The organism is Pyxidicoccus sp. MSG2, from assembly GCF_026626705.1.
Taxonomy (GTDB): Bacteria; Myxococcota; Myxococcia; order Myxococcales; family Myxococcaceae; genus Myxococcus.
In genome coordinates this window covers 2,316,571-2,342,945 of the sequence record NZ_JAPNKC010000001.1, presented here as the reverse complement: position 1 = coordinate 2,342,945, position 26,375 = coordinate 2,316,571, and the positions used below count along the sequence as shown (strand labels likewise).

Annotated in this window: 22 protein-coding genes; 15 read left to right on the top strand and 7 right to left on the bottom strand. The window is 70.6% G+C overall.

Translation table 11 applies throughout. The annotated features are described in order from the left end of the window. Positions 1–8: 8 nt before the first annotated feature. A complete protein-coding gene (locus tag OV427_RS08305; RefSeq protein WP_267855572.1) occupies positions 9–1,943 on the top strand; it encodes a lysyl oxidase family protein in 1,935 nt (644 codons plus the stop codon). 89 nt (positions 1,944–2,032) lie between these two features. Here OV427_RS08305 and OV427_RS08300 read toward each other — a convergent pair whose 3' ends face one another. The 4 genes from OV427_RS08300 to OV427_RS08285 form a co-directional block, all read right to left on the bottom strand. Further along, entirely contained in the window at positions 2,033–3,262 is a 1,230-nt protein-coding gene (locus tag OV427_RS08300; protein ID WP_267855571.1) for a Kelch repeat-containing protein, read from the bottom strand. Between the two features lie 15 nt (positions 3,263–3,277). After that, a complete protein-coding gene (locus OV427_RS08295; RefSeq protein ID WP_267855570.1) occupies positions 3,278–4,141 on the bottom strand; it encodes a hypothetical protein in 864 nt (287 codons plus the stop codon). Between the two features lie 39 nt (positions 4,142–4,180). Next, complete coding sequence (locus tag OV427_RS08290) at positions 4,181–5,068, bottom strand: hypothetical protein (RefSeq protein ID WP_267855569.1); 888 nt, start codon at positions 5,066–5,068, stop codon at positions 4,181–4,183. Between the two features lie 253 nt (positions 5,069–5,321). Next, a complete protein-coding gene (locus OV427_RS08285; RefSeq protein WP_267855568.1) occupies positions 5,322–6,338 on the bottom strand; it encodes a hypothetical protein in 1,017 nt (338 codons plus the stop codon). A 135-nt stretch (positions 6,339–6,473) separates the two neighbouring features. Here OV427_RS08285 and OV427_RS08280 point away from each other — a divergent pair, with 135 nt between their 5' ends. From OV427_RS08280 to OV427_RS08270, 3 genes are all read left to right on the top strand, one after another. Then, positions 6,474–7,316, top strand: a complete 843-nt coding sequence (locus tag OV427_RS08280) for a hypothetical protein (RefSeq protein WP_267855567.1) — start codon at positions 6,474–6,476, stop codon at positions 7,314–7,316. Positions 7,317–7,482: 166 nt separating this feature from the next. Next, positions 7,483–7,707: a hypothetical protein gene (locus OV427_RS08275; protein WP_267855566.1), complete on the top strand. Its 225-nt coding sequence runs from the start codon at positions 7,483–7,485 to the stop codon at positions 7,705–7,707. Positions 7,708–7,897: 190 nt separating this feature from the next. Beyond that, positions 7,898–9,715, top strand: coding sequence for a rhomboid family intramembrane serine protease (locus OV427_RS08270; protein ID WP_267855565.1), 1,818 nt, complete (start codon positions 7,898–7,900; stop codon positions 9,713–9,715). 61 nt (positions 9,716–9,776) lie between these two features. On the opposite strand, the gene OV427_RS08265 is transcribed toward OV427_RS08270, so the two are convergent. Beyond that, complete coding sequence (locus OV427_RS08265; RefSeq protein ID WP_267855564.1) at positions 9,777–11,024, bottom strand: sterol desaturase family protein; 1,248 nt, start codon at positions 11,022–11,024, stop codon at positions 9,777–9,779. Between the two features lie 66 nt (positions 11,025–11,090). On the opposite strand from OV427_RS08265, the gene OV427_RS08260 reads away from it, so the two are divergent. After that, positions 11,091–11,678 (top strand): Crp/Fnr family transcriptional regulator, encoded by a 588-nt coding sequence (locus OV427_RS08260; RefSeq protein WP_267855563.1) that lies wholly within the window; start codon positions 11,091–11,093, stop codon positions 11,676–11,678. A 170-nt stretch (positions 11,679–11,848) separates the two neighbouring features. Then, a complete protein-coding gene (locus tag OV427_RS08255; RefSeq protein WP_267855562.1) occupies positions 11,849–12,253 on the top strand; it encodes a DUF1622 domain-containing protein in 405 nt (134 codons plus the stop codon). A gap of 17 nt (positions 12,254–12,270) precedes the next feature. Here the strand turns inward: OV427_RS08255 and OV427_RS08250 are convergent, their stop codons facing one another. Both OV427_RS08250 and OV427_RS08245 read right to left on the bottom strand, forming a co-directional pair. Beyond that, the gene (locus OV427_RS08250) at positions 12,271–13,668 is read right to left on the bottom strand and encodes a DUF2254 domain-containing protein (protein ID WP_267855561.1); all 1,398 of its coding nucleotides are present in this window, start codon (positions 13,666–13,668) and stop codon (positions 12,271–12,273) included. Positions 13,669–13,909: 241 nt separating this feature from the next. Then, complete coding sequence (locus OV427_RS08245) at positions 13,910–14,692, bottom strand: alpha/beta fold hydrolase (protein ID WP_267855560.1); 783 nt, start codon at positions 14,690–14,692, stop codon at positions 13,910–13,912. Positions 14,693–15,032: 340 nt separating this feature from the next. Here OV427_RS08245 and OV427_RS08240 point away from each other — a divergent pair, with 340 nt between their 5' ends. The 9 genes from OV427_RS08240 to OV427_RS08200 all read left to right on the top strand — a co-directional run bounded on the left by OV427_RS08240 (position 15,033) and on the right by OV427_RS08200 (position 26,254). After that, entirely contained in the window at positions 15,033–15,713 is a 681-nt protein-coding gene (locus tag OV427_RS08240; RefSeq protein WP_267855559.1) for a hypothetical protein, read from the top strand. A gap of 258 nt (positions 15,714–15,971) precedes the next feature. Continuing rightward, a complete protein-coding gene (locus OV427_RS08235; protein WP_267855558.1) occupies positions 15,972–16,427 on the top strand; it encodes a hypothetical protein in 456 nt (151 codons plus the stop codon). Positions 16,428–16,619: 192 nt separating this feature from the next. Beyond that, a complete protein-coding gene (locus OV427_RS08230; RefSeq protein ID WP_267855557.1) occupies positions 16,620–17,810 on the top strand; it encodes a hypothetical protein in 1,191 nt (396 codons plus the stop codon). A gap of 50 nt (positions 17,811–17,860) precedes the next feature. Then, positions 17,861–18,184 carry a hypothetical protein gene (locus OV427_RS08225; RefSeq protein WP_267855556.1) on the top strand — a complete coding sequence of 108 codons (324 nt, stop codon included), beginning with the start codon at positions 17,861–17,863 and terminating at the stop codon, positions 18,182–18,184. A 96-nt stretch (positions 18,185–18,280) separates the two neighbouring features. Continuing rightward, positions 18,281–19,927, top strand: coding sequence for a GMC oxidoreductase (locus OV427_RS08220; protein ID WP_267855555.1), 1,647 nt, complete (start codon positions 18,281–18,283; stop codon positions 19,925–19,927). Between the two features lie 67 nt (positions 19,928–19,994). Then, positions 19,995–22,283: a hypothetical protein gene (locus OV427_RS08215; protein ID WP_267855554.1), complete on the top strand. Its 2,289-nt coding sequence runs from the start codon at positions 19,995–19,997 to the stop codon at positions 22,281–22,283. 84 nt (positions 22,284–22,367) lie between these two features. Further along, positions 22,368–23,126 carry a hypothetical protein gene (locus OV427_RS08210; RefSeq protein ID WP_267855553.1) on the top strand — a complete coding sequence of 253 codons (759 nt, stop codon included), beginning with the start codon at positions 22,368–22,370 and terminating at the stop codon, positions 23,124–23,126. A 144-nt stretch (positions 23,127–23,270) separates the two neighbouring features. Then, positions 23,271–25,046 carry a serine hydrolase domain-containing protein gene (locus OV427_RS08205; protein ID WP_267855552.1) on the top strand — a complete coding sequence of 592 codons (1,776 nt, stop codon included), beginning with the start codon at positions 23,271–23,273 and terminating at the stop codon, positions 25,044–25,046. Between the two features lie 71 nt (positions 25,047–25,117). Continuing rightward, on the top strand, positions 25,118–26,254 hold the full coding sequence (locus tag OV427_RS08200; protein WP_267855551.1) for an acyltransferase family protein: 1,137 nt from the start codon (positions 25,118–25,120) through the stop codon (positions 26,252–26,254). The last annotated feature ends 121 nt before the right edge of the window (positions 26,255–26,375 follow it).

The following is a 26,375-nucleotide window of genomic DNA, read 5'->3' as shown; positions in this document are numbered from 1 at the left end:
GGATGCACATGGGAATCCTGCGAACGTGGGTGGTGGCGGTCCTGACGGTTTCGCTCTGGGCATGCTCGAGCGACCTGGAGCCTGCTCCGCCGGATGCGGGTTCAGCGCCCATGCTCTCCGAGACGCCGCTGTGGGCGGCGGAAGGAGACCCCACGCACGACGGTGGGTGCTTCGGGAGGTCCGTGGCGCTGGGGGACCTCAACGGCGATGGCCGGCAGGACCTCGTCGTCACCGCGCCGCCCTGCAAGGCCACCGCCCTGGACCCGGGCCGCATCTCGTTGTTCGCGGGAGAGGCGTCCTATTTCTCCCGGCAGCCCATCACCACGGAGGTGTCGTGGCAGAACACCCATCCACGCACCAACGGCAGCAATCTCACCGTGAGCCTGGGCAACATCAACGGAGACGCCTTCGCGGATGTGCTCGTCACCGGCAGGTATGGCATTGCCATCTACGCGGGCCAGGAGGACCTGACGCGCGTCTTCTCCGCGCCAGTGTTCCGGGTCCCGGGCAATGGCCTCTTCCAGCCCGCGAAGTTCGTGGACCTGGATGGTGACGGACTGCACGAGCTCGTGGGCGCGGACCTCACCACGGGGCTGCTGTGGGTCTACCGCCGCGCTCCGGATGGGACGTTCTCCATCGTGCGGACGCTCCCGGCCTCCTCCAGCCGACTGGTGGGAGACACCAACCTGGATGGCGCCGAGGACCTGCTGGTGAAGGACGTGGATGGACGCCTCCTGCTCTACCTCGGCTGCAAGCCCGGCAGCGCGCTCGCCTGTGAAGGCCCGCTCACCGTGGAGCCGGTGTGGTCCATCCAGGCCGAGAGCGCGTATGCCCTTCCGGACCTGAGCGGCGATGGTCGTCCGGACCTGTTCCTGAGCGGCCTGGGCGGCGCATGGCAGTTGCACCTGTCCCGTCCAGAGGGTGGCTTCGCGTCCACGCCGGTGTGGCAGTTGCTGGACGACCCCGCCTTCTTCGGCATTGGCTACCCCACCCTCGCATTGGGGGATGTGACCGGGGATGGCCAGGCCCGCGACTTCGTGATGGGGGCCGACGGGCGGCTCTACCTCTTCGCTCCGGCGGAGGCCGTCTCCGGCCCGCTGAAGCCGGTGTGGGCCTGGCCCCGGGAGGACCGCCTCCTGCCCGCCAGCTTCGCGACGTTCACCGGGATGACGCCCGCGGCCGCGGGGGACCTGGATGGAGATGGGTACGACGACCTGGTGGTGGGGTTCGCTCCCACGGGGCAGGGAGCGGCAACGGGGCGGGTGTGGGTTCTCGGCGGCGGACAGGTGCCGGCCACTCCGGAGGCACCGCCCTACCTGCCCGAGGCGAAGGCGTGCGGCCTGGCGGTGGACCCGGTGAATGGAAAGGCGGACCTCACGGTGGACGCGGACGCGCTCGCGCGGACGCTGTTCGTGGAGCGGCGCACCTTCGCGGCGGATGCCTGCGAGGTGGTCGAGGGGTGCGTGCCCGTCGGCGGCGAGCGGCGCCTGCTGCGCTTCAACACGTCCATCATCAACCGGGGCACGGGGCCCGCCACCGTCCCGTCACCGGAGGAGCGCCCGGAGTTGTTCGTCTACGACGAGTGCCATCTGCATGACCACCTCGTCGGCTTCGCCGACTACACGTTGCGAGACGCGCGGGGAGACGCCACCGCGGTGGGCCGCAAGCAGGGCTTCTATCTCGTCGATGCCACCCGCTATTGCACGGACGCACAGCCCTACACCGACTACTACCCACGGACGGGAATCTCTCCGGGCTATTCGGATGTCTACACCGCCGCGACACCGTGCCAGTGGCTGGACATCACCGACGTGGCGGACGGCGAGTACTCACTTCGGGTGGGCGTGGACGAGCAGGATGTCATCGAGGAGGAGGACCTCCTCCCCAACCAGGTGACGCTCAAGGTCCGCCTGAGCGGTGATGCGGTGACGGTGCTGCCGTAGGTGCTGGAGAGGCAGCGCCGTGAGCCCGGCCGGGCGCGGGTGACGTCCCGGCCGGAGTCGATGGGGAGACGCGGTTCCGGTGCGCTCAGTCAGGGGCCGCGAGAGAACAGGGCGCCATCCAGCAGGGTGGCCTCGCTTCCACGGCCGACGCCTCCCCAGAGGAACATCCGCGTCCCCAGCCACACGGCGGTGTGACTCGAGCGGGCCTCGGGGGCGCTCCGGCTGCTCAGCGGCGTCCAGGTGTCTGTCGTGGGGTTGTAGGCCGCGCCATCCCGACAGGCGCCGGACGTGTCATCCGCGCACTGTTCCGCCGCGCCGCCCCAGATGAGCATCTCCTCGCCCGTCCAGACGGCCGAGTGCCCGGAGCGTGGAGTCGGCGCATCCTCCTTCGCCAGCGGGGTCCACGCATCCGTCTCGGGGTCATAGCGGGCGCCGTCACCACACAGCCTCGGCTGTCCCGCTCCGTCGCGCGAGCAGCCCAGCCCGCCCCAGACGATGAGCTCGCGGCCCGTCCAGACCGCCGTATGCGCCCACCGGGCCGCGGGCGCGCCCGCCGTTCCGAGCGGACGCCACGTGTCCGAGTCCGGCGCATAGGCGGCGCCATCTCCCAGCGCCACGTCCCGTCTGGCATCGCCGCTGCCGCCCCATACGAGCAGCTCGCGCCCGCTCCACGCCATCGCGTGATAGCGGCGGGGCGACGGCGCCCCCGTCGCGGCCATGCGCGTCCAGGCATTGGCCTCGGGTGAGTACAGGGCGCCATCGCCCAGGACGCGGTTGCTGGCGGGCTCCTCGCCACCCCACACCAACATCCGCGAGCCCGTCCACACCGCGCCGTGCCAGCCCCGGGGAGACGGAGCCCCCGTGGAGGCCAGCGGAGTCCAGGTGTCGGTGGCGGGCACGTAGGCCGCGCCGTCTCCACAGGGCGTGAGGAGGCTCGAGCCGCAGCCCACGCCGCCCCAGACGAGCATGCGCTGGCCCGTCCACACCGCCGAGTGCAGGTAGCGCGCGGCGGGAGCCTGGACGCCCGACAGCGGTGTCCAGGCATTCGCGGTGGCGCTGAAGCGGGCCCCGGTGCCGCACAGCCCCTGGCTGGTACAGAAGCCCAGCCCGCCCCAGACGAAGACGTCGTCCCCGCCGGCCACGGTGGTGTGGTGCAGCCCCGAGGCGGGGCTGTCCGTGAGCGCCACGGACGCCCACGCGCCGAGCCCCTCGGACGCGTCCGGGGGGCCTTCATCCGCACAACAGGCCAGCAGGCCGAAGAGGCACGCCGGCAGGAGGCGCACCTGAAAGAAGGAGCGGTTGCGTTTCAGGTGCGCCATGGGTGGACCTCCCGGCTACCAGGGGCGCGGGCTACCGCAGGTGTAGCCCGGGCCGTTGATGAAGCGTGTCACGGCGCGCGTGTTCGCATCCGCCGCGGCCGACTGCCGCACGGTGGCGGGAATCCACGGCTGCGGCTGGTCCGCCACGTCGCACAGGAACTCTACCTGCACCTGGTTGGGCGAGTGGAAGCGGCTGGCCGTGCCGTTGTTCTCCCACATCGCGCCGAACGCGTAGGCGCCGATGCCGTGGAAGTAGAAGTAGTCGCAGCCGTTGATGGTGCAGCCGCCCTGCGGCCCCGCGCGGTGGCCGCCCTGGTCACCGTTGTTGATGCCGTACTTGTCGAAGTTCGCGTGCCAGCCCTCATGCATGAAGTCACCGGCGCGCGAGCCCGGGTTCGCATTGGGGTGGGTGCGGTTGTAGAGCGGACAGGCCGTGTCCACGCGGTCCGTGTCCCACGGCCAGAAGCGCGGGCTGAAGCGGCCGAAGATGCCGCTGTCGTCGGTGACGCCGTGGTACAGGCTGTCGTGGAAGTTGCTGCTGGCCGCCTCCGCCGTCGCCCGGTAGTCCACGGTGCCGTGGAAGGACTGGGAGCCGTTGTCCGCCAGTCCGTACGTCACCAGGTACGCGGCGTTCCAGTGCTTGGGGAACTCGAGCGCCACGTTGCAGGCGTCGTTCCAGCCGCGGTTGCTCCAGTCTCCGGAGCGCAGGTCGTAGGTCTGGTACTGCCAGATGTAGAAGTCCTGCCAGCAGCCATGGATGTTCCAGAGGTCCCGGTCCGCCTGGCTGGCGCCGGACTGGTCACACACGGCCAGCGCCTCGGAGGCCGCGCCCAGCGTGCACAGGGTGGATACAAGGGCAATGCTTTGCTTGAAGTTCATGACGGTAATCCTTTCGTCGTCCCTGGGAGCCCGAAGGGCCTAGTGGGCGGGAGGCGGCTCGTTGAACCGATGGGGGGTCTGCTCCGCCGGGCCGGGCCGGCCAGACAGCTTCTCGGGCGCGGGCGGCAGGACCTCCGGGTGGGCCTCCAGGTACGCGGCCAGCTTGCGGTTGAAGGACTCCGCGCTCTCGCCGCTGACCCGGCGCACGCGCTCGAGGAGGAGCTGCTCGTCCTTGCGCACGTGCGGCGCCAGCGCGCGGCGGGCCTCGTCGGTATCGCCGTGGTTCCACAGGTACGCGCTGATGGCCTCGGCCCGGACGATTTTCGACGGGTGCCGGGCCGCCACGCGCATCACCTCCGCATCCGCGTCACGCGTGCGCCGGTACGCCAGCCCGGCCACGGCCTTGGCCTGGAGCTGCGCCAGGGCCGTGGCTTCGAGGAGGTCTCCCTCGACGACGGTGCCCACGGTGGGCAGCGGCTGCTGGATGAGGTCCCGGAGGAACTTCTCACCCTCCGCGCTGCGCATCTCGCCCAGGATGGCGAGCGACACGAGCGCGCGGCTGTGGTCCGACTCCTTCGCGGTGCGCGCCTCGTCGATGACCGCGCGGACGATGTCCGGGTTGCTCGCGGCCGCGGCGATTTCCCGGCGCGCCGTCTCCCGCTCGTCCGCCACGGACATGCCGGCCCAGTCGATGAAGGCCCGCGTGTTCTGCCGCGCCAGCTCCCCACTGCCCACCAGCGCGGGCGGACGGTGCAGCTCCCGCGCGCGGAAGGCCGCGCCTGGAGCGCCCACGGGCGGCTGCCGCGCAGTGGGTGGCTCGGAGGCACCACCGGCCGGGCCGGCCGCGAACGCGGGCACGGAGCCCATCATCCCCAGGAGCGTGACGAACGCTCCCAGGCGTGGAGTACGCCTGTTGCTTCCCTTCATGTCTTCCCCCTCATCGAGGCCTGGCCGCGCGCTTCGGGCGCGAGCGAGGCACTGGCCATCGCCCATCGTGGGACGGTGGGCCGGCTGCTCGAGGAGGAGGATGGGTGGACGGGATGAACGAGCGCTCTCCGCCGGGCAAGCAGCGGGCAGGCGGACTCTACTCATCCACGTCCGGAGTGTTTCCGTGTGAGCGACAACTGCTTGTGAAAAGGCGCCTGTCTTTGGAAGCCAGGCGCCTCGAAGGCCCAAGGGCTCACTCGCTCCAGTAGGTGTGCGTCATCACGCTGAAGCCATTCACCGTGTCGACGTAGATGGCGATGTTGTGGCCGCTCCACGGGTCATCCGCGTAGCTGAGGTAGCAGCCCTTGAAGGAGCGCCCCGCGGTCAGCGCGTCGAGGTTCGCCAGGCCGGCGGTGACGACGCTGCTGGAAATCTGGTTGTTGCGGTTGGCGAAGCTCACCGTGCCCAGGACTTCGGCGCGCACCTCGGCGGCGTCGGCCAGGTTCGGACGGACGGTGGCCGAGTACGGGGTGCTGGTCGGCTCGAGCCCGAAGCACTCCAGCTGATGGCCGTAGCCGTGCTGGGCGATGACGGTCTGCCACCAGTCGAAGTGGCGGGCCATCTTCGCGCCGTAGTCCGGCTGCGGCAGCGCATTGACGGCCGAGATGAGCGCCTCCAGGGGCCGGCTCAGCGTGGCCGAGTTCCGGATGTTGCGGAGGCTCACGTCGCCAATGCCGTACACGTCCGAGATGGCCTGGGTCGAGGTGAAGGGACGCAGGTTGAGGAGGTTCGAGGCGCCGTTCCACGCATCCGGCAGGACGTCGTGCAGCTCCGAGTCGCTGATGGTGTTCACCAGGGACACGATGGCGGCATTGTCGTCCGCGGAGATGGCGAGCGTGTCCATGATGCCGACACAGCTGGGACCGATGTAGCTCTGGGCGCGGGCTCCGCCCTCGATCTGCTCGAGGCGGGCCGGGCCCACGCCGCGGACCGCGGTGACCTGCGCCAGCGTGGTGAAGGGCGACACCGCGCGCGCGGCGACGAGGTTGCTGGCGACGTCGCTCGGCAGGTACGCGTCCAGAGTCGCGTAGGACGCAACGTTCACGAAGTTGAGGATGCCCTGGCACTCCGGGGCGACATCCACGTCCGTGGTGGTGAGCGGCGCCTGCTGGCTCTCGATGGACGAGGTCTCGGAGGCGGGGGCGGATTCCACACCGCCGCAACCGGCGAGCATGCTCACGGCAAGAAGGGCTGAGCCAATACGACGCATCAGGGACTCCTGGTTGGGGGACTGCGGGGGAGTTGTCTCAATACACCAATTTTCCCCGGCTCACCCGGCTCGAGCACCTTCCGGTTCCAGCGATGTCACAGCTTCGTGATTTAATACGGCCGCATGGATACCTCCGTGACTCGGCGTCGTGGTCCGCTCCACGCAGCGCGCTGGTGGCTGGCGCTGCTGGCCTGCGGGCTGTCGGCGTGTGCCACCACCGCTGCTTCGGGTGTGGAGGCGCCCGTCGACCTCGCGTCACGCTGTGACGGTGGTGACCTGAGCGCGTGCGAGGCCTGGGGGGCGCAGCTGCTCGGTGAGGGTCGGCGGGAGGAAGCGGCGGCGGCCTACGGGCGGGTCTGCCAGAAGGACTACATGCCAGCCTGTCTGACCGAGGGCCGGCTGCGGATGGAGCAGGGTGACCTGGACGGCGCGGAGCCGCCGCTGCGCAAGACGTACGACGCAAACGTGGAGGAGGGTGCATTGGCCCTGGCGGACCTCCATGCCGCGCGGGGCGACGAGATGGGCGCTGCGCGCCTGCGCGAGAATGCGCTCTCCATCGACAAGTCCGTGGTGGAGGTCGTCCTGGGCTACCGCTTCGCGATGGTGGGCGACGGCGGCGTGGCGCTGGACATCAATGTTCAGCCCATGGCGTTTCTCGCGCGGCGCCTCAACGTGGGCGTCAACATGACGCTGTCGACCGCCCACGCGTCGCGCGGGGAGCTGAACGGGTACGCCGGCTATCAGCACTTCCTGACGAACTGGGCGGCGCCCTACGCGCGGTTGCTCACGGGCGCCCAGCTGAACTCCCGGGGGGCGCGGTTCAACATCGGCGCGGAGGCGGGGATGAAGCTCTTCGCTGGAGCCTTCGCTCACCTGGGCGTCGGCGTGGGGACTTCCTTCGTGGGCGCCACGTACACGTCGGTGGAGCTGGGCGTCGACTGGGTCGTCGCCCTGATGATTCTCGCCAACCTCCGCTGAGGGAGGACTTCGGCGGCGGACGAGGGTGAGAGAAGGTTTTCGGGGGTCGCCGTTCTCCCGACGGTGAAGGGCTCATTTCCGGGCTTTTCGCCCGAGGGGAGCCCCGCATGACGACGTCTCCTGGACGACGACGAAGCGCAAGGGGCTCGGCCTCTACAACGGCGTCGTGAAGCCCTTCTGCCGCACGTGCCACATGTCCGCCACGGTGGCCTCCCATGACTTCCTGGAGGAGGACGACTTCCACAACCTCAAGGCCAGCATCAACACGGACGTGTGCGGTGCGGGCCACCAGATGCCTCAGGCCGAGCATGTCATGCGCAAGTTCTGGAACAGCGGCGCGCGCGCCTATCTGGACATGGGGCTGGGGCTCAACAGCGCTTGCAAGCCGTAGCACCGGGCCCCGGGGCCGCCTCCGACCGGGCGGCCCCGGGCCCTCTCTCTCCACGTGGCGTTGGCGTCGGGAAGTCCCTCCGTGAAGGGCAGGGTGGATTGCGCGCGGCGGTCCAGGTGCTCGAAGCTGCGCGCCACCCATGCAGACCTCCGAAGCAGCGCCGTCCACGCCGGGAGCTCCTCCCGCCCGTGTGTCCCGGTTCACTCCGGCCTCCTGGGCCATTGCCTTCGCCAACGTCGCGGTCTTCGCGCTCCAGGTCCGCGCGGGCTTGTTTTCCAGTACGGCCACGGCCTCGGGGGAGGACCTGCTGCGCTGGGGCGCCGCGTACGGGCCCGCCATCTTCGTCGACGGTGAGGTGTGGCGGCTGCTCACCAGCGCCTTCGTCCACGTGGCTGTCTGGCACCTGGCCCTGAACTTGTGGGGATTGTGGGACCTGGGGCCGGCGTGCGAGCGCCGGCTCGGGACGGCGACCTTCCTCCCGCTCTATGGAATCGCCGCGGTGGGCGGCGCGCTCGTCTCGGTAGCGGCCTCCCCGGCGGGAGCGGGAGCGGGCGCGTCGGGCGCGCTCTTCGGGCTCATGGGCGTGGAGCTCGCCGCCCTCCTGCGCCGGGCCGACCCGCTCTCCGAGGAGGAGCGGCGCAAGCGACTGTGGCGGCTCGCCAGCTACGTCGTGGGAGGTGGGCTCCTCCTCGCCGCCATCAGCCCCGGCAGCAACGCTGCTCACTTCGGAGGGCTCGTCGTGGGGAGCCTGTTCGGGCTCTGGGTGCTGCGGGGAGCGGAGGCTCCGCCGCGCGGCGTGGGCGCCCGGATGGTGGCACTCGGTGCGCTGGCGGGGCTCCTGGTGCTCGTGGGCGTGGGGGTGTCCGCGAGCGTGCGGGCGGACCCGTGGGTTCGCGCCCGGGAGGCGCGCGCCTCGGCCCACAACGCCCTCCAGGTGGGGCAGCCCGCGCAGGCGCTCGCGTTCGCGAACGAGGGGGTGGACGCCGGTGTCGACCTCGGGAATGCGTACTGGATGCGGGCCCATGTCCACGAGGCCCTCGGCCAGACGCGCGAGGCGATTGCCGACTACGGGGCCATGCTCTCGGCCGGCGGTGACGCGACCATCGCGCGAAGCCGGCGCTGCTACCTGCGCAGCTACGAGGAGGCTCCGGCCGAGGTCGTCCCGGAGTGCGAGGCGGCCGCGCTGACCGCGGCGGGAAAGGCGGACCCCGCGGTCCACATCGGCCTCGCCCGGGTCCTCCTGCAAGTGCACCGCACCGAGGAGGCGCTCGGGGCCGCGGAGCGCGCGCTGCTCCTGGCGCCGGGCAATCCCGAGGCGCTCATCCAGCGAGGCTGGGCCCAGCTGGCACTGGGCCGGCCGGAGCCTTCCATCGCAGCGTTCACGGAGGCCGCACGCGGAGCCTCGGGAGTCCTGGAGCGCGAGGCGCGCCGGGGGCAGGCGGCGGTGGCGGCCCAGGTGGGCGACTTCCCACGCGCGCGGCAGCTCCTCGACGGGCTCCTGCGCGACGAGCCGGGAGATGTCAGCGTGCTCATCACCCGTGCGCAGCTGCTCCACGGCCTCCAGGAGCATGACGCCGCCATCGCCGACCTCGACCAGGCCGTGGCACTCGCGCCCGACTGGGTGCCCACCCATAACAACCGCGCCTGGTACCTGCTGGCCGCTGGCCGTGCCGCGGACGCGCTCATCGCGGCCGACCGCGCCGTCGCCCTCGCACCGGGGCTGGCGTACGCGCGCGGCACGCGCTGCTGGGTGCGCGAGGCCCTGGGAGACCGGGTGGGTGCGCTCGAGGACTGCCGCGCGGCGGTGAGCGACGCCGCCGCGCTGACCGCCGACTCGGGCATGCTCGCGCTGCTGGAGGGGGCCCCACTGGCGAAGGTGGAGGCGGCATGGACCGCGGAGGCCGAGCGCACCCCGGCGGACAAGCCGTTCCTCGCGCGGACCCTGGCGCGCGTGCGCACGCAGGGCACGCACGGGTCGGCGAACCGCCAGGCCGAGACGCGGCCCTGATTCCTGCGTCTGGGGCCGATGGCGATGAACGTGGGCGCCGTTCCCGGGCCGGGGGCTCCGGTCAGCCCGGGAAGGGCTTCGCCGGCGCCCGCCGGGTGGCACCACCGCGAGCCACCAGCAGCCAGGAGAGCGAGACGAGCAGCCACGCCGCGGTGAGTGCGCTCCACGCCTGGGGCGCCCCGGCCCGCGCCAGCCACAGCGTCACCGCCACGCCCATGGCGAGCACCCGCGCGAGCTCCAGCGGCAGGCTCCAGCGCTTGGACTCCAGCATCCCGCTCCAGGCGGTGGCCATTGCCCAGAGCAACAGGCTCAGGGAGACCTGCTGCCAGCCCGACAGCGGAGAGGCATGGTGGCTCACCAGGAGCATGAACGGCATCGACGCGAACAGTTGGAAGACGAGGTAGCCGCGGATGCCGGGCAGCTCCACCGAGCTGAACTTCACCTCCACGCCGTCCTGCTTCCAGTACCCGAGCGAGCGCGGCGGAAGGTCCGCGGGCCGCCAGCCCGTGGGCATCACCCAGACGCGCAGGCGGTCCCACCAGCTCCGGGTCGCCACCGCGTCACCGACGAGCCGGCCCCACGCCTGGAAGTTGATGGCCGTCGGGTCCCAGGTGTTCGCCGGGGTGGTGAGGCCGTAGGAGCACGGCTCGGTCTCCTCGGCGTAGGTGCCGAACATCCGGTCCCAGATGATGAGGAAGCCCGCGTAGTTCTTGTCGATGTAGGCGTCGTTGCGCGCGTGGTGCACGCGGTGGTGCGACGGCGTGTTCAGCCACGACTCCACCCACCGGGGCAGCTTGGGGATGACGCGCGTGTGCGGGATGAACTGCAGCACGAGGTGGAAGGCCACCATCGCCAGCACCGCCTCCGGCGGGAAGCCCACCAGCACCAGCGGCCAGTAGAAGAGGAACGAGAAGAGGCGCTGCGTCACGCTCGCGCGCAGGGCCACGGCGTAGTTGAGCTCCTCGGTGGAGTGGTGCGGCGAGTGGGCCGCCCAGCCGATGTTGGTGCGGTGGCCGAAGCGGTGGAACCAGTAGAAGAGGAAGTCGACGCCCAGGAAGAGGGCCACCACCGACAGCGGCGACGAGACGTCCAGCTTCCACGGCGCGAATTGGCCCAATTGCGCGAAGAGGGGCAGCACCAGCAGGGCCACCGCCACGTTGACGCACTGGTTCATCACCGCCGTGCCCATGCTCGCGATGGAGTCCTGGAAGCTGTAGTAGCCGTTGCGCCTCACCCCGCAGTACGCGAACTCCGCCAGGGCCAGGGCGATGACGAAGGGGGTGGCCACGGCGTAGACGTTGATGGACATGCCACCGATGTATGGCGTCCGGTGCGGCTGCCGCCTTAACCTGGGTCAAGCCGAGGTCTTTTCCCCGTGAGATTTCCGAAGCTCTTCGAGCGCCTCTCCACGCAGGCCCCCCTGCCTCCCGAGGAATGGGAGAAGGCGGAGGCAGTGGCGAAGGAGCAGGCGCTCGCGAAGCGGGAGCTGTTCCTCCGGCCCGGAGACGCGGCGGACCGGTTCGCGGTGGTGCTCCAGGGCGTCTTCCGGGCCGTGCGCGTGTCCGCACGCGGCGGAGAGTCCATCAAGGCGTTCCGAGCGGAGGGCGAGCTGATTGGCGCCTACGCGGAGATGCTGCAGGGCCTGCCGTCGATGACGTCGATTGAGGCGCTCGAGCCGAGCCGCGTGCTGGTGTTCCAGACCCGCGACTTCCAGGCGCTCGAGCAGGGCCATGTGTGCTGGGAGCGGCTGGCGCGCCGGGTGGCGGAGCTCCACTTCATCCTCAAGGAGCGCCGCGAGCAGGAGTTCCTCGACCTGTCCGCGGAGGAGCGCCTGGTGAAGTTCTGGGAGGAGCATCCGCACCTGCACGGACGCGTTCCCCAGCGCGACGTGGCGGCCTATCTCGGCATCACCGAGGTGGCGCTGAGCCGCATCATGTCGCGCCGCCGCAAGCGGCCGGACTGAGCGGGCGGTTCCACCCCCGGGCACCCTCTGACACAAGGGAGGCGGAGGCAGGCCCGCGAGCGCGTGCATGGCGGCAGCCGTGAGGGCTGGCGCGTGGGACGCGCCGTCCTCAACGTCATCGGGCCGTCCCCCCAGCCGGAGGCCGCCCACCGCGAGCCGAGGAGTGCTCGATGGAATTCACCCGCTTCGTGGCCCTGGCCGCCTGGCTCTTCGAGGCCCTGGGCGTGTCGGTGATGGTGCTGGGCGTGGTGCTCGCCGCGGTCGTCACCCTCGTGCGTGACAGGGGCCGTTCGATCCGGGAGCGGTACCGCTTGCTGAGGACCCTCATCGGCTCCCCCATCCTCCTGGGGCTCGAGCTGCTCGTGGCGGCGGACATCATCCGCACCGTCACCGAGTCCCCCACGCTGGGCCAGGTGTTCGTGCTGGGGCTCATCGTCCTCATCCGGACCTTTCTCAGCTTCACGCTGGAGGTGGAGCTGGAAGGGCGCTGGCCCTGGCAGCAGGGCCCGCGCTCCCGGCGTGGAACGCCCCCGGTGGAGGAAGAGGAAGGCGGGTCCGAGCCCCCCCTTCGCTGAGGCCGCGGCGTGGAGGGTCAGAATCCGATGGCGGGCAGGGCCGGTAGCGGCTCGCCCTCCAGCGCGCGCTCCGCCGCTTCCGCGTGGCCGCGGATCCGCTCCCTCCAGGGTGTGTCCGTCAGGGCGCGCTCCGCCTGGGCCTGAATCTGCCGCAGGGCCTCCCGGGCCGCGTGCCGGTCCTCCGGGCGCCGCGCGCGCTGGCCGACTTCACCTACCAGCCGCAGCAGCCGGACCACCACGGCGGGCTCGCCCGCGCCGTAGCGGAGAATCTGGTCCGTGGCGAGCGACACGTAGTCTTGCAGCGTGGCGGCGTGAAGGAAGACGCGGGGGTGCCCGGACGCATCCGGCAGCACGCGGGGGCCCAGTTTCATCCGGCTCATGGCGCACAGCAGGAAGGTGAGCTGGTCCACCACCTCCACGGCCGTGTACGGGTCGTTGATGCCCGGCGAGAGCGCCTTGATGGCCACGTCCACGAGCTGCCGCACGCCCAGCGCCACGTCCGAGTCCAGGTCCCTCCAGCGGTCCATCAGCAGCGCGGGCAGGAGGGCCTCCGCCACCTCGCGCGACTCCGCCGGGCCGCGGCCGCCTGGCTCCACCCGGCCCACCACCGCGCCCCGCGTCACCGGCTCGCCGATGGTGACGTCCAGGTGGACCACGAGCCCCAGCTCCTGGGCCACGGCCACGAGCCTGCGCCCGTCCACATCCGCGACGAAGCCATTCTCGAGGGCCCGGAGCGGCCAGGACGTGCTCGACGAAGGCGGCGGAGCCGGGCGTGGCGCGAGGTCGTTCTGGCGGCGCGCTTCCAGCCTCCGCGCGACACGCAGCGTGTCGCGCCCCACCCGTCGCACCAGGTTCTCCACGCGCATGAACTGGAGCGTCTCCAGCACCTGGAAGATGAGCGACGCCTCGCAGAGGACGAGCATGAGCATGGCCAGGCTCAGCGCCGGCCGCGGCTGCCTCCCGGCCCCGGGAACGAACCCGAACAACTGCGCGGCCACGAGACAGAAGACGCTCGTGGCGACGAACATGGGGATGACCACGCGGATGCCCGCGCTGTGCAGGTACAGCCGCAACAGGCGCGGCGAGTACTGCCCGGCGGCGTTCTGCACCACGAGCATGGACAGCGACAGCACGATGCTCAGCGAGGAGAGCGCGATGCCCAGTACGGAGGAGAGCATCGTCCGTGCTTCCTGCACCGAGGCCTGCCACGCCACGCCGCGCAGCACCGTGGCCAGTGGCCCCGGCGGGCGCACCATCAGCACGCCCAGGAGGGCCCCCAGCAGTGCGCCCAGCACGGGCAGGAACCACAGCGTGTGGTGGACCCACCAGGCAACCGGGTTGAGGTCGCCCGGCCGCGAGCGCCAGTGCACACCGGCTCCCGCCTCCCCGCGCGTGAGTGCCCGGGCTCCCGCCATGTGCACACCTCCGCTCCGCGCACCGGTATCGCCGGGGCGCCAGGGGCCACGCCCGTGCATCGTGGATGAAGAGCGCCTTCGACGAAGCTGTGAGCGCGCCACGGCGGGAACAACCCGGGGCGGCCCGGGGGCCGAGCGCAGGTACCGGAGCAGGTGCCGGCCCGAAGGGTGGGGTGGGCGTGCTGGAGCGCACCGCCGTCAACCCGCCCGGTTCGCGGACGGGCGAGCCCGGCGCGGCGCCTCAGTGGTGGTGCCGGCACTGGCCGAGGAAGCGGACCAGCTCCGTGTGGAACCACTGCGCCGCGTCCAGCATCAGCCAGTGACTGGCGTGCGGCGCCACGGCGCGGGACAGCGTGGGGTGCTGGCCCGCCAGCGTCTCCGGACCCGCGGTCGCCACCAGCGCATGCGTGGGGCCCTTGAACTGCTCGAAGGCCGCGTCCGGGTCATGGCCGAGCAGCGACTCCAGATTCCCGGCGATGGCCTCCCGCCGCGAGGTGCGCATCGTCTTCATCACCAGGACGCGCGTTGCTTCCTTGGCGGCGAGCAACTGCGGGGCGAGCCAGTGCTCGTGGAAGGCCCCGTACTTCGCCGCGCTGAAGTTGTCGAGCCACGCCTCCGCCTCGGTCCTGGGCATGCGGCGCAGGTCTCCCGGGGCTTCGACGTAGAGCAGCCCGGCCAGCCGCTCGGGGTAGTACGCGGCGAAGGCGCCGGCCACCGCGGCCCCGAAGCCATGGCCCACCAGGAGGACCTTCTCGGGGGCCAGCGCGTCGGCCACGGCGGCGACGTCCTCGACCGCCGCCTCCACGCCAAAGGGCCCTTGGGAGCCGCCGCTCTCACCCAGCCCTCGCAGGTCGAAGGCCACGCTGCGCGTCGCGAGGCCGTGCTGCACCTGGGCCCAGTGCGTCCGGTCGGCGGCGACGTCGTGCACGAAGAGGGTGGGGATTCCGCCATCCCCTTCCACTGTCGTCATCAACCGTCCCACGGGTCCGGTGACGGCCGTCATCCTGGCTTCGACGTGTTTCATGGTTCGGCTCCCGGCCCCCGGTACGGGCACTGCCCGTCCGCCCTCCGCGCCGTCCGTGGCGCCAGGGCCTTTCCCCAGTCTGCCCTACTTCCCACCGCGACGTGCCACGGGGGGGCGGGCGCCCACCGGTGCTACCGTCTCCAGGTGAGCACCTCGACCGATGGAATCTCCCTCCGCCACGTCAAGGGAGGGCCGTGACATCCGCGTCCGGTGCACCTGCGCGCGGCCTCTGACAGGGGTGTCATGCGCCGTCACCGTTTCACTCTGTAGGGGCCTCATGCATGCCCATGGAACAGCCCTTGCTTCGCGGGGGGCCCACCCTGAGGCAGGAGGCACGCGTTTGAACAAGGTCATGCTGATTCTGGTGCTCCTTCTCGTTGCAGCGGCCCGTGCGGAGGCGGCGGAGAGGCCAACGTCCCTAGCGCCGGAAGGAGAGCGGCCCGCGCATGCGCTCTGGACGCTGCCGATAACGCACGGTTCCCTCCTGCTGATGGGGCCTTTCGCCGGCGCGCTCCACCTGGCGCTCCCTGTCGGCACGAACCTCCAGGTGTCGGACAGGAGCGACCTGGTCATCGAAGTCACGCCCATGTACACGCGCCGCCGCTGCTCCGAAGACGTCGGTCGCTGCGGCACCGTCCGGGCGCTCAAGGCCTACACGGGGGTGGCCTGGACGCCGTGGCCCGGGGCACGGGGGGACGGCTTCTTCATCCAACCCAAGCTGGGCGGCATGTGGAGCCATGCGCAGGACCGCCCCGACGGCGAAACGGTGGGGCCCGCCACGCGGAGCACGACGGGAGGACAGCTCACCTTCGGCCTCGACCTGGGGTACCGGAAGACGGCTCCGCGCTCCCGCTCCTTCCTCGCCGCGGTGATTGGCGCGGGCGTGGGCTACAGCTGGAATCAGCGACGGGAGGAGGTCGACCTCGGTGCCCAGTACGGCATTTCGTGGGGCGATGCGAAGAGGAACGGGCGCATCGTGGACATCAACATGGACATCCTGCGTTTCGGTTTCACGTTCTGACGATGTGGGATCTGAGGGGAAGGCGCCCCAACGTGTGGGGGGCATTCCCCGTCGACGCCGCTCTCTTCGCCCGCACTGCGCGTGTTGTCTCCGAGAGAGACGCGCTTGTCGCCAGCGCCGCGAGTGCGCGGCATGCGCGTTGCTCTGTCGGATTGAATGAATCCGCGCATGTCGATGTGTCTCAACGCTCGGCTTGAGCCATCTGCACCGGTGCGCTCGCCGAGCCCTCTATGGTGGGTCCTGCCCCTGGTGGTCTGGATGGGGTGTTCGGGCGGAGGCAACTCGCCCGTCGAGCCGCCCGGAGATTCGCAGGACGCGGGCTGCGTGGAGCCTCCGCCCACGAACAACCCCGACGCGGGCGAGCGAAGCGACGTCCTCGCGCCGAGCCGACTGCTGCGGCGGGCCTCGCTCGCGCTGCGCGGCATTCCACCGACGGACGCGGAATACGCGGAGCAGGACGCGGCCGCGCAGCGGGCCTTCGTGGACACCTTCGTCGACCGGACGCTGCAGCAGCCGGTCTTCTATCGGACGATGAACGGCTCGCCCATGGGCGCGCCGGTGACGCTGGTGGAGGAGTCCGGACAGCGGGTGACGCGCGCGCCGCGCTCGCAGGACATCGTGGCGACGGCCATCCGGGCCTTCGGCCTGGAGCCGGGCAGGGACTTCTTCATTCCCGGTGGCTACGGCGTCTACGACGGCGTCGTGAGGGGCTGAACCGTCCCGCCCGCGTACATCTCGGATGCTGTGTTCACGTCGGTCCCCGCTGGATGAGACATGCAACGAACCCTTCGTAGTGTCGTCCCGTTGTCGGCCCTTCTCTGGGCTCTCGTTGCCCCGGGTTGCGGCAGGAGTGAGTCGGCCGAGGTGCCTCTCCCGGGTGACGGGGGAGGTGACGCCGGGACTGGCGTGGATGGAGGAGACGGCGCCGACAGCGGTGTGCCCGACGCGGGCGGAGTCGAGCCCGGGCCGATAGACGCCATCATCGCCGCCATGCCCGAGGGCTCCTGGAAGGAGCTGCCGAACACGCAGATGGCGGATGTCTGTCCCCAGCCGTACTCCAGCTACCCGTGTGAAGCGGTGATGATTGCGTGGAGCGGCGGCGCGTACGACTCGCTTCGCGACCGCCTGGTCGTCTGGGGCGGTGGGCATGACGACTCGCCGTACAACAACGTGTTCACCTTCGACCTCGCGTCGATGATGTGGAAGCGGTGGACGGAGCTGCCCTCGGGCATGACGGGCAACAGCGTCACGCCGGTGATGCGCGACAAGCGGGTGGAGTCGTGCGGCCTGTACCCCTCCGTTACCTCGCTGGACATTCCCGATGCGGGACTGGGGTCCACCGGCTACGTCCGTTCGGAGCTCTGCGAGGACACGAGCATCCGCTCGCAGTTGGATGTGCAGCAGCCGCGCAGTGCGCACACCTACGGCAACATCGCCTTCAGCGAGGCGACGGGTCGCTTCTACGTGCTGGGCTCCGTGGGGACCTATCCCAGCGGCCAGACGGGCTCGCAGTTGGTGCTGGGCTTCGACTTCGCGACCGCGCGGTGGGTGCGCGGCGCGAACAATCCGGTCATCGACTACGGCGCGAGCGCCGCCGATGCGCGGGGGCACCTCTGGTACATCGGCTCGCGGAAGCTCCACGAGTACGACCCGGTCGCCGACACATGGACCGCACACGCTCCGAACGGCGAGGGCTACTACTACGCGGGCGCCGCCGTGGACACGAAGCGCAACGTCCTCGCGCTGGTCCGCGAGGGCGCCACCGTGTCGACCTATGCGCTGAGCGCGCCCGGCAAGACGCACGCCACCGTCGCCACCACGGGCCTGAGCTCGCCGGTGGGCGGGGCACCCGGACTCGCGTACTCGCCGGTGCTCGACCGGTTCGTGGCGTATCCAGGCGGGCGCAGGCTGGCGATTCTCGACCTGCAGACCGGGAAGTGGGTGGAGGTCACCGGCACGGGCGACGACCCGGGACCACCGGCCTCGAATGGCACCTATGGCCGGTTCCGCTACAGCCCCGCGCGCAACGTGTTCGTCGTCGCGAACAGCACCCGGCGGAACGTCTTCATCTGGAAGCCGCCCACGGTCGCGCCATGAGGCCCCGTGCGGCACGCCTCCGCTCACGGCGGAGGCTGAGGACCGGGCGGATGATTCGGACTCAGGGGCAGCTTCGCGGGCCGAGGACGCCGGGCCCGCCTCGCGGTCGGTTGAGGGCCCGCGGCGAGCTTCCGGTCGACGACGGGTCCATCCCCGTCGAAGAGCGGCTCCTCGCGCTCCTCGACTGCATTGCGGTGGAGGGGGAGGGCGCGTGGCCTGTCGAGCCGGCGCTTCACGGTGTCCCCTCCTCGGGTGATGCCGAAGCGCATGCGCCGGGGGGCGCCCAGGTCGAGCGACTCCAGCTCGGCGACGGAGGGGGGGCCAACGAGTGTGGCAGCTCCCTCGTGCCCGAGGGACGCCCCGCGCAGCCGTAGGGGAGGGCGGCGCGGGGCAGATCCAGGACCGCGGGCCGCTGACAATTCCTCCCATCCGGCGGAAGGTCGCCGCCCACGCGCTGGAAGGGGAGACGCATGAACATCTCGCGACGCAGCCTGCTCAAGCTCGGAGCCCTGGGGGCGGTGACTGGCACGGGCTCCTCCCTCTTCGGGGCCGGCGTGGCGCATGCCGCCGAGGCCTCTCCCCCGGTGAGCTCGCTCAACGAGCTCGCGTACCGGCTCGTGGTGCCGGAGATCTTCCGGGCGCTGCCCAGCGCGCCCTCGCACTCCGAGGCCCTCGTGATTGGCACGGGCTTCGGTGCGGCCGTGGCGGCGCTGCGGCTCGGGCAGGCGGGCGTGCAGGTCACCATGCTGGAGCGTGGCTCGCGCTGGCCGAGAGACCCGTGGCGGCAGAGCTTCTCCTCTGAATCGCTGCTCGACGGCCGGGCCGTGTGGTTCAGGAAGAGCTTCACGGGATTCGACGGCATCACCCGGCCGGTCGACTCCTTCGGCGGCGTGCTCGACGTCACCGACTATGAGCACATCAAGGTCTGGCGTGGAGCCGCCGTGGGCGGCGGCTCGGTCGTCTTCACCGGGGCGATGGTGCAGCCCGAGCAGCGCTTCTTCGACCAGGTCTTCCAGGGCGTCGTGAGCTACGAGGAGATGGACCGGCGCTACTACCCGCTCGCCCGCCAGATGCTCGGCGTCTCCCCCATGCCGTCGGATGTGTACCAGAGCGCTCCCTTCGGACACTCCCGGCTCTGGGACACCCACGTCACCCAGGCGGGCTACACCCCGCAGCGCATCGACTCCATCTTCCAGTGGGAGGTCGTGCGGAGCGAGCTGACTGGAAGGTCGCGCCCCTCCGCCATCATCGGGGAGAGCACCTTCGGCAATGCGAACGGGGCCAAGTACGACCTCGGGCAGAACTACCTCCCCCAGGCCGAGGCCACCGGCAGGGTGAGCATCCACCCTGGTCACCGCGTCACCGCCATCGGCCGCGAGGTGGACGGCCGCTATTGGGTACAGGTCGACGTCATCGCTCCGAATGGCACGGTGCTCCGCAAGCGCACCCTGACGGCTGACCGGCTGTTCCTGGGCGCGGGCTCCATCGGCACCAGCGAGTTGCTCGTCGCGGCGCGCGACACCGGCGCGCTGCCCGACCTCGACGAGAGCATCGGCGCCGGCTGGGGCTCGAACGGAGACGCGGCGATAGCCCGCTCGTTCTCGAGTCTCGAAGGATTCAACCAGGGCTCGCCGTGTGCCTCGCGCATCCTCGATGAGGGTGGGATGCCCGTCACGCTGGAGAACTGGTACGTCCCCAACCTGCCGGCCAACCCGGGGTTGATTGGCACGCTCGGCATGGCCCTGGACTCCCAGCGCGGGAGCTTCCGCTACGACAGCACCCGCCAGAAGGTGGTGCTCGACTGGCCGAGCCAGGGCAACGACAACGCCGTGGCCGCGCTGCGTGTCGTCAACAACCGCATCGCCGCCGCCAGCGGCACGCAGGTCGGCGTCCCCATCCTGGCCCCTGACGTCAACGCCTCCTTCACGGCCCACCCCCTCGGCGGCGCGGTGCTGGGGGCGGCCACCGACGCCTGCGGTCGCGTGAAGGGCTACACGCACCTCTACGTCGTCGACGGCGCGGCGGTTCCCGGCAGCACCGGGACGGTCAACCCCTCACTGACCATCACCGCGCTGGCGGAGCGGTCCATGGCTGAAATCATCCGAGCAGGGCAGTAGGCAGTGGATGGGGAGGCCTCCCGGGGGATTTTCGAGGCGCGCAGGCGTTGGTCTAGGCTTTGGGGGCATGGTCAAGATCACCCGCCCACCCGCTCCGCAGCTCGCGAAGGTCGATGCTCCCATGGCGCGGGCGACGCAGACTGCCGCGCCCGCTGCGGCCCCGGCCCCCGCCAGACCCGACTCGTCGATGGAGGCCGCACGCCCGTCGGTGTCGAAGGCTCCGGCGCAGCAGAAGCTCGAACAGCAGCTCGCCACCTTCGCGGAAGGCCCCATCCGTCAGGCGCTGCAGCAGGCGTTGTCCGGAGCGCTCTCCGCGCCCATCGTTGGCGTCGCGGCCCGGGCCATCAGCGGTTTCAGCCCCGCCCAGCAGAAGGAGTTGTCGACCCTGCTGTCGAAGGCGGGTGTCAGCGCCAAGGCGTCGCCCCGGGCCGATGCCGGCGCCGAGCGTGCCTTTCTCCTCAAGGCCATTTCGGATGGCGCGGTGGGTACGACGCTCAAGCGCCTGGCCGACCAGATTCGCGGGCGTCCGCCTGGCAATCAGGCCTTCTCGTTCAACCCGATGTCCGCCTCGGCCACGAAGAGCAAGGCGACGGCCGGGCCGGTGGACACGGCGGCGGCGAAGCTGAAGGCCGCGATGGACGACATCTGGGGCACCGACGAGGCCGCGGTCTTCGAGGCCCTGGAGGGGACGGACCCGGCGCTGCTCCCGCAGGTGGCGCAGAAGTACGAGAAGCTCACCGGCACCTCGCTGCGCGACGCACTCGAGCTCGAGCTGGAAGGGCCCGACCTGAAGCGCGCCCTCGCGGCGCTCGACAGGCCGGTGACAGCGGCTCCTACCGCTCCTGCCGCCCCGACGGGGCCCGCCGCTCCGGTGCAGGCGCCGGTGAAGGCCGCCGCCGTGGCGAAGGCCTCGGCCGCCGACATCCAGAAGAACCTGGACGGCATCAAGGTGACCTCGCACGACGAAGGCACCATCAAGCGCGGGAACGCCGTCGAGCTCAACCTGTTGATTCCCATCAACGTCGCGACCTGGAAGCCTCCGAAGGCGAAGGTCTACAACCCGCTCAAGGAAGCCGTGAAGGGGCGCAACGAGGCGCAGCAGGCCCTCGACAAGGCGACCACCGACACGGCGAAGAAGGCCGCACAGGCGAAGCTCGAGGCCGCCGACAAGAAGGTCGCCGCCGAGGGCGACAAGGTCAAGGCGTGGCTGAAGACACACATCGGCTCGAACCCCGAGCTCCAGCATGCGAGCGCGGAGGTGAAGCATGCCGAGGAAGCGGTCAGCAAGCTGAAGGCCCGGCACCAGAAGGCGAAGGTGCCCAAGGACCCGGTCGAGGCCGAGGCGCTCAAGAACGCCCAGAAGACCGAGCTCGACGCGGCGAACGCCCGGCTCACCACCGCCCAGGCCACCGAGAAGAGCGTCAAGGCCACCGCGCTCGCGAGGGTGGACGCATACCAGCCGATGGTCGACGTGCCACAGACCCGCTCGGACATCACGGTGGACGGCACCACCGTGCGGATGCGCGATGGCCGCGAGACGGCCTACACGAACTCATGGAAGGCGCTGGATGGAGGCGCCATCAAGGGCGACTCACGCACGGACGTCGACACCCAGCTGGAGAAGAGCGGCATCAGCGAAGACCGGCGGAAGGTGCTGGCGTCCATCTCGGGCCTGGAGGGTACCTTCAGCAAGGTCAACACCTGGGACATCGGGCGCGTCTCCTGGGGCTTCACCCAGTGGACGCTGGGAAAGAGCGGCAACGGCTCGCTGGCCGAGTTCATGCGGGACCTGAAGAAGAACGACTCGGCGCTCTACGAGAAGCACTTCGGCCGGTATGGGCTCGGCATCGACGACAAGGGCGTGGTGCTCACCCGGGGTGACGGCACGGTGCTCAAGGGCGTCGAGGCGGCGGAGGCCATCCGCACCGACGTGAAGCTGTCGGCCGTCTTCATGGCCGCGGGCGCCGCCCCGGAGATGCAGCAGGCGCAAATCAAGTTCGCCAACCAGGGGAAGATCTCCGACATCCGGAACCACCCGGTGGCGGTGACTGGCAAGGATGCCAGGGGCGCGGCGGCCAAGGGGCAGATCAAGCTCAAGGACGTCGTCACCAGCGAGTATGGCAACGCCATCATGACCGACCTCGCGGTCAACGCCGGCACGGGAATGAAGAAGGCCTCGGAGGCGCTCGCGAAGTACGTGAGCGAGAAGGGCGTCGACCCGGCCAAGGTGAAGGACTGGGCCGCGGACGCCGAGAAGGCCGTCATCGCCGCGCTCGAGCAGGCCTCCCGCTCCGAGCGGTTGACGCATCATGCGAAGGCGGGCTTCAGCAAGGAGCCCAACACGTTCACCGACTGACGGTGTCGAACCCCGTGAGTGCCCGCAGACCCGGGGGGGACGGCGTTGCTTCCACCACCCCCGGCCTTCTAGCGTTTCGGGTGCATGTCCGACTCGACTCCTGAATCCGCCGCGCCCGAGAAGCAGCCCGAGCACCCGCTGGGCTTCCTCTTTGCCCTCATCGGAGGGCCGCTTCTCTTCGTCTTCACCCTGTGGCTCGCGAGTGTGACGGGCCGGTTCTTCTACGTGCTGGCCATCATCGGAGCGCTGGCCTTCGTCGTGGGCGCGGTGCAGGGACTCGTCTTCGCGGTCCGGAGCCTGGTGACGCGGCCGGTGCCGAGCCTCGCGGTGCTGGCGGTGCTCGGCGGCCTGGGCTTCCTCACCGTGCGCAACGCGGAGGCCGTACGCGGCTACGTCTTGAAGCTCGGCGAGGACCCGGAGTTGGGCGGCCGCTACGAGGGCGACGGCTTCTCCATCGAGTACCCCCAGGGCTGGCGCGAGCGCGACATCGACGGCTTCGAGGTGGCGGGCATCCGTCCGTCGGGGACGGGGAACTCCAAGTGCCTCGACAACGCGGGGGTGATGCGCTCGCGCAAGGACGACTACTCGCTCGACGCGTACGTGCAGTTGCAGCGCGACGACTACGGAAAGAGCGAGTACTGGGAGGTGCTCGAGGACAAGCCGGCCACCGTGGGCGGGCTGCCCGGTCGCGAGCTCGTGGTGAAGAACGCCACCCACGTGGGCCACATGTACATCACCGTGAAGGACCAGCGGGGCTACATCGTCTCCACGCAGGCCTGTCTCGCCAATAACGGGGAGTACGAGGAGCAGCTGCTCACGGTGGCCCAGAGCTTCCGGTTCTGACCCGGCTCCTACAGCGCGGTCATCCTCTCGCGCGACAAGGCGCCCGGTGAAGGTGGCGTGAGTTGCAAGAGCAATCGTTCTTCGTGCCGTGCGTAGGGCCCGGAGCGGCAAGCACCGAGCCCTGCACCCACGAGGACGTCCGCCATGCTCCTTCACGCCCACCGCCGTCTGGCGGTTCCGCTGTTGGTGTTTTCACTCGTGTCCGGGACGGGGCTGGCGCAGCCCGCGGCTCCCGCGAGCCCGGACCCGGCGAAGCAGCTCGCCGGCATCTGGGGCGGTGAGCGCGTCTTCGGTCCCGAGGTCCAGGGCGAGCTGACACTCCTGCGGGACAACGGCGCGTGGCTGGCCCGGATTGGCGGCTTCGAGGCTCCGGGCCGGGAGGAGCAGAAGGTGCTCTCCGTCGTCTTGCCCGGAGGCCAGGGCGAGCTGCGGGGGGCGCTGACGCCGGACGGCAAGCGCTTCGTGGGGCACTGGATTCAGCGGGCCATCGTCGTGGGCGGCGTCCGCTATGCCACGCCCGTGGAATTGCGCGCCGTGCAGAAGGGCGTCTGGCGCGGCGCAGTGAAGCCGATGGAGGACCGCTTCACGCTCTACCTCGTCGTCCAGGAAGCGCCCGATGGCACCGTCCAGGCCATCATGCGCAACCCGGAGAAGAACTTCCCTCCGCAGCCCGTGTTCCGTGTCTCGATGACGGGGGACACCGTCCGGCTCGTCAGCGCGCGTGAGGGAGGCCCGCGCTTCGAGGGGACCTACGACGCGCGTGCCGGAAAGCTGTCGCTGCCCTTCATGTTCCTGGGCACGTTGGACCTCACCCGGCGCGACAGGGAGCAGGCCGTGAGTCTCTACCCGCGCACGCCGTCCCCGGGCCCGTACACGTACCGCAAGCCCATCGCGGAGGAGGACGGCTGGGCCACCGCGTCGCTCTCGGACGTGGGCATGGACACAGGTCCCGTGCGCGAGTTGGTGCAGCGCATCCTCGACGCCCAGCCCGCTGACGTGTCCGCGCCCCTCATCCATGGGCTGCTCATCGCCCGCCACGGGAAGCTCGTCGTCGAGGAGTACTTCCACGGTTACGACAAGGAGCGGCCGCATGACCTCCGCTCCGCCGCGAAGACCTTCGCGCCGGCGCTGGTGGGCATCGCCATCGACCAGGGCGCGCGCCTGTCGCCGGAGACGCCCGTGTACTCGCTGTTCCCCGACTACAAGGACGCCGGCACGCCCGACCCGCGGAAGGCGCGCCTGACGGTGGAGCACCTGATGACGATGACGTCGGGGCTCGCGTGTGACGATGACAACGGCGATTCGCCGGGCAACGAGAACACGCTCCAGGAGCAGGAGTCCGACTGGTACACGTACACACTGAACCTGCCGATGGAGCGGGAGCCGGGCGCGGAGCAGGCCGTGTACTGCTCCGCGGGAATGAATCTGCTCGGCGGCGTGCTGCGCAACACGACGGGCACGTGGCTGCCGGACTTCTTCGCGCGCTCGCTGGCGACGCCGCTCCAGATGCGAAACTACCACCTCAACCTCACGCCCGCCGGTGACGCGTACCTGGGCGGTGGCTTCCACCTGCGTCCCCGGGACGCGCTGAAGCTCGGGCAGCTCTACCTGTCGGGCGGCGTCTGGAACGGGCGCCGCGTCGTCAGCAAGCGCTGGGTGGAGCGCTCCGTCGCGCGTCACTCCGTCATGCGCGCGGACCGGACCTACGGCTACGCCTGGTGGCGGCATGAGCTGAAGGTGGGCGACCGCGTCTATTCCGAGTACGAGGCCGGAGGGAATGGCGGGCAGTTCATCATGGTCATCCCGGAGCTCGACCTCACCGTGATGTTCACCGGCGGCAACTACAGCCAGTTCCCGGTGTGGAAGAAGTTCCGGGAGGAGCTGCTGCCGAAATACATCCTCGCCGCCGCCCGGAAGTAGGGGAGGGGGCGGGTTGCAATCCCGCGCGGCGCCGACGTCTAATCCCGCATCCCCGACGAAGTGTCCCTCGGATGCCTGCGGATTCCAGACCCCGCTATGTCTTCATCGACGCGCTGCGAGGCTTCGCGGCGCTCGCCGTCGTCGGCTTCCATGCCCGGGAGGGCGGTCACCTCGCGCATCTGGAACCCTTCCTCGGCGCGGTGCTGAATGGCGTGCTGCGCCGGGGAGACGCGGGCGTCACCGTCTTCTTCGTCATCAGCGGCTTCGTCATCGCCGCGAGCATGGCGCATGCGCACGTCACGCCCGGTTACGTGGGGCGCTTCCTGGCTCGCCGCTCGGTGCGGTTGGACCCGGCCTATTGGGCGTCCCTGGCGCTCACCGTGGGGTTCGGGCTCCTCTCGGTGCGCTTCGTCCCCGGCAAGACGTACCTCCTGCCCACCTGGGGCGAGGTGCTCGCCCACCTCACATACCTGACGGACCTGCTGGGCGTGCGTCAGCTCAGCGCGGTGTACTGGACGCTCTGCTACGAGTTCCAGTTCTACGCCACCTTCGCGCTCCTGCTCCTCGGCGTCACCCGTCTGCGCGAGCGCCTGGGGCCCGAGCGCGCGCTCACGGCGGCCCTCTGGCCCGCGACACTGCTGGCTGATTTGTGGCTGGTGGGGCTGGAGCCCTTCCACCTGCACGGGCTGTTCGTGGACCGCTGGCACCTGTTCCTCACCGGCGTGCTCGTGTGGCGCGCCGTCGTGCGTCGCGGTGCGGGCTCGGGCGCGCACGTCGCGGCGGCGGCGTTGCAGGTGGCGCTGGTGGGCGTCATGGGGCTCGTGCGAGCGGACGTGCAGCTGCACGTGGCGGCGGCCACCGGTGCGCTAGTGCTGGCCGTGGGGCTCGCGGGCCGGCTCGAGACGTGGCTGTCGTGGCGGGCCTTGCAGGGGCTGGGCGCCATCTCCTACAGCCTCTACCTCACGCACAACACGGTGACGGGCGCGCTCTTCCGCGTGGGCCTCCGGCTCACCGGCCGGAGCCCGGCGTGGGAGGCCATGTGGTTCGTACTCGCCACCGCCGCTTGCATCGGCTTCGCATGGGTCTTCCACCGGCTCCTCGAGGCGCCGAGCCTCGCGCTCAGCCGGCGCATCCGGCTGGGGCCGTCCGCCGAGCCCGCGACGCGAGGCACGGCGGAGGCCGTGGCTCCCGCCTCCCTGGCTCCCTGAGCAATTCCCAACGGCTCATGGGCCGGCGGACGGGAGCGGCTCGTATTCGAGGGGAACCCAGGTGTAGCCTCCGCAAATCAGGCCTTCCTCTACCCCCCGAGACCTCCATGCTCGTGTGGCG

Coding starts and splice junctions, on each gene's coding strand:
- OV427_RS08305 (WP_267855572.1), top strand. CDS start 9: ATGGGAATCCTGCGAACGTGGGTGGTGGCGGTCCTGACGGTTTCGCTC.
- OV427_RS08300 (WP_267855571.1), bottom strand. CDS start 3,262: ATGGCGCACCTGAAACGCAACCGCTCCTTCTTTCAGGTGCGCCTCCTG.
- OV427_RS08295 (WP_267855570.1), bottom strand. CDS start 4,141: ATGAACTTCAAGCAAAGCATTGCCCTTGTATCCACCCTGTGCACGCTG.
- OV427_RS08290 (WP_267855569.1), bottom strand. CDS start 5,068: ATGAAGGGAAGCAACAGGCGTACTCCACGCCTGGGAGCGTTCGTCACG.
- OV427_RS08285 (WP_267855568.1), bottom strand. CDS start 6,338: ATGCGTCGTATTGGCTCAGCCCTTCTTGCCGTGAGCATGCTCGCCGGT.
- OV427_RS08265 (WP_267855564.1), bottom strand. CDS start 11,024: ATGTCCATCAACGTCTACGCCGTGGCCACCCCCTTCGTCATCGCCCTG.
- OV427_RS08255 (WP_267855562.1), top strand. CDS start 11,849: ATGGAATTCACCCGCTTCGTGGCCCTGGCCGCCTGGCTCTTCGAGGCC.
- OV427_RS08250 (WP_267855561.1), bottom strand. CDS start 13,668: ATGGCGGGAGCCCGGGCACTCACGCGCGGGGAGGCGGGAGCCGGTGTG.
- OV427_RS08245 (WP_267855560.1), bottom strand. CDS start 14,692: ATGAAACACGTCGAAGCCAGGATGACGGCCGTCACCGGACCCGTGGGA.
- OV427_RS08235 (WP_267855558.1), top strand. CDS start 15,972: ATGGGGTGTTCGGGCGGAGGCAACTCGCCCGTCGAGCCGCCCGGAGAT.
- OV427_RS08225 (WP_267855556.1), top strand. CDS start 17,861: ATGATTCGGACTCAGGGGCAGCTTCGCGGGCCGAGGACGCCGGGCCCG.
- OV427_RS08220 (WP_267855555.1), top strand. CDS start 18,281: ATGAACATCTCGCGACGCAGCCTGCTCAAGCTCGGAGCCCTGGGGGCG.
- OV427_RS08215 (WP_267855554.1), top strand. CDS start 19,995: ATGGTCAAGATCACCCGCCCACCCGCTCCGCAGCTCGCGAAGGTCGAT.
- OV427_RS08210 (WP_267855553.1), top strand. CDS start 22,368: ATGTCCGACTCGACTCCTGAATCCGCCGCGCCCGAGAAGCAGCCCGAG.
- OV427_RS08205 (WP_267855552.1), top strand. CDS start 23,271: ATGCTCCTTCACGCCCACCGCCGTCTGGCGGTTCCGCTGTTGGTGTTT.
- OV427_RS08200 (WP_267855551.1), top strand. CDS start 25,118: ATGCCTGCGGATTCCAGACCCCGCTATGTCTTCATCGACGCGCTGCGA.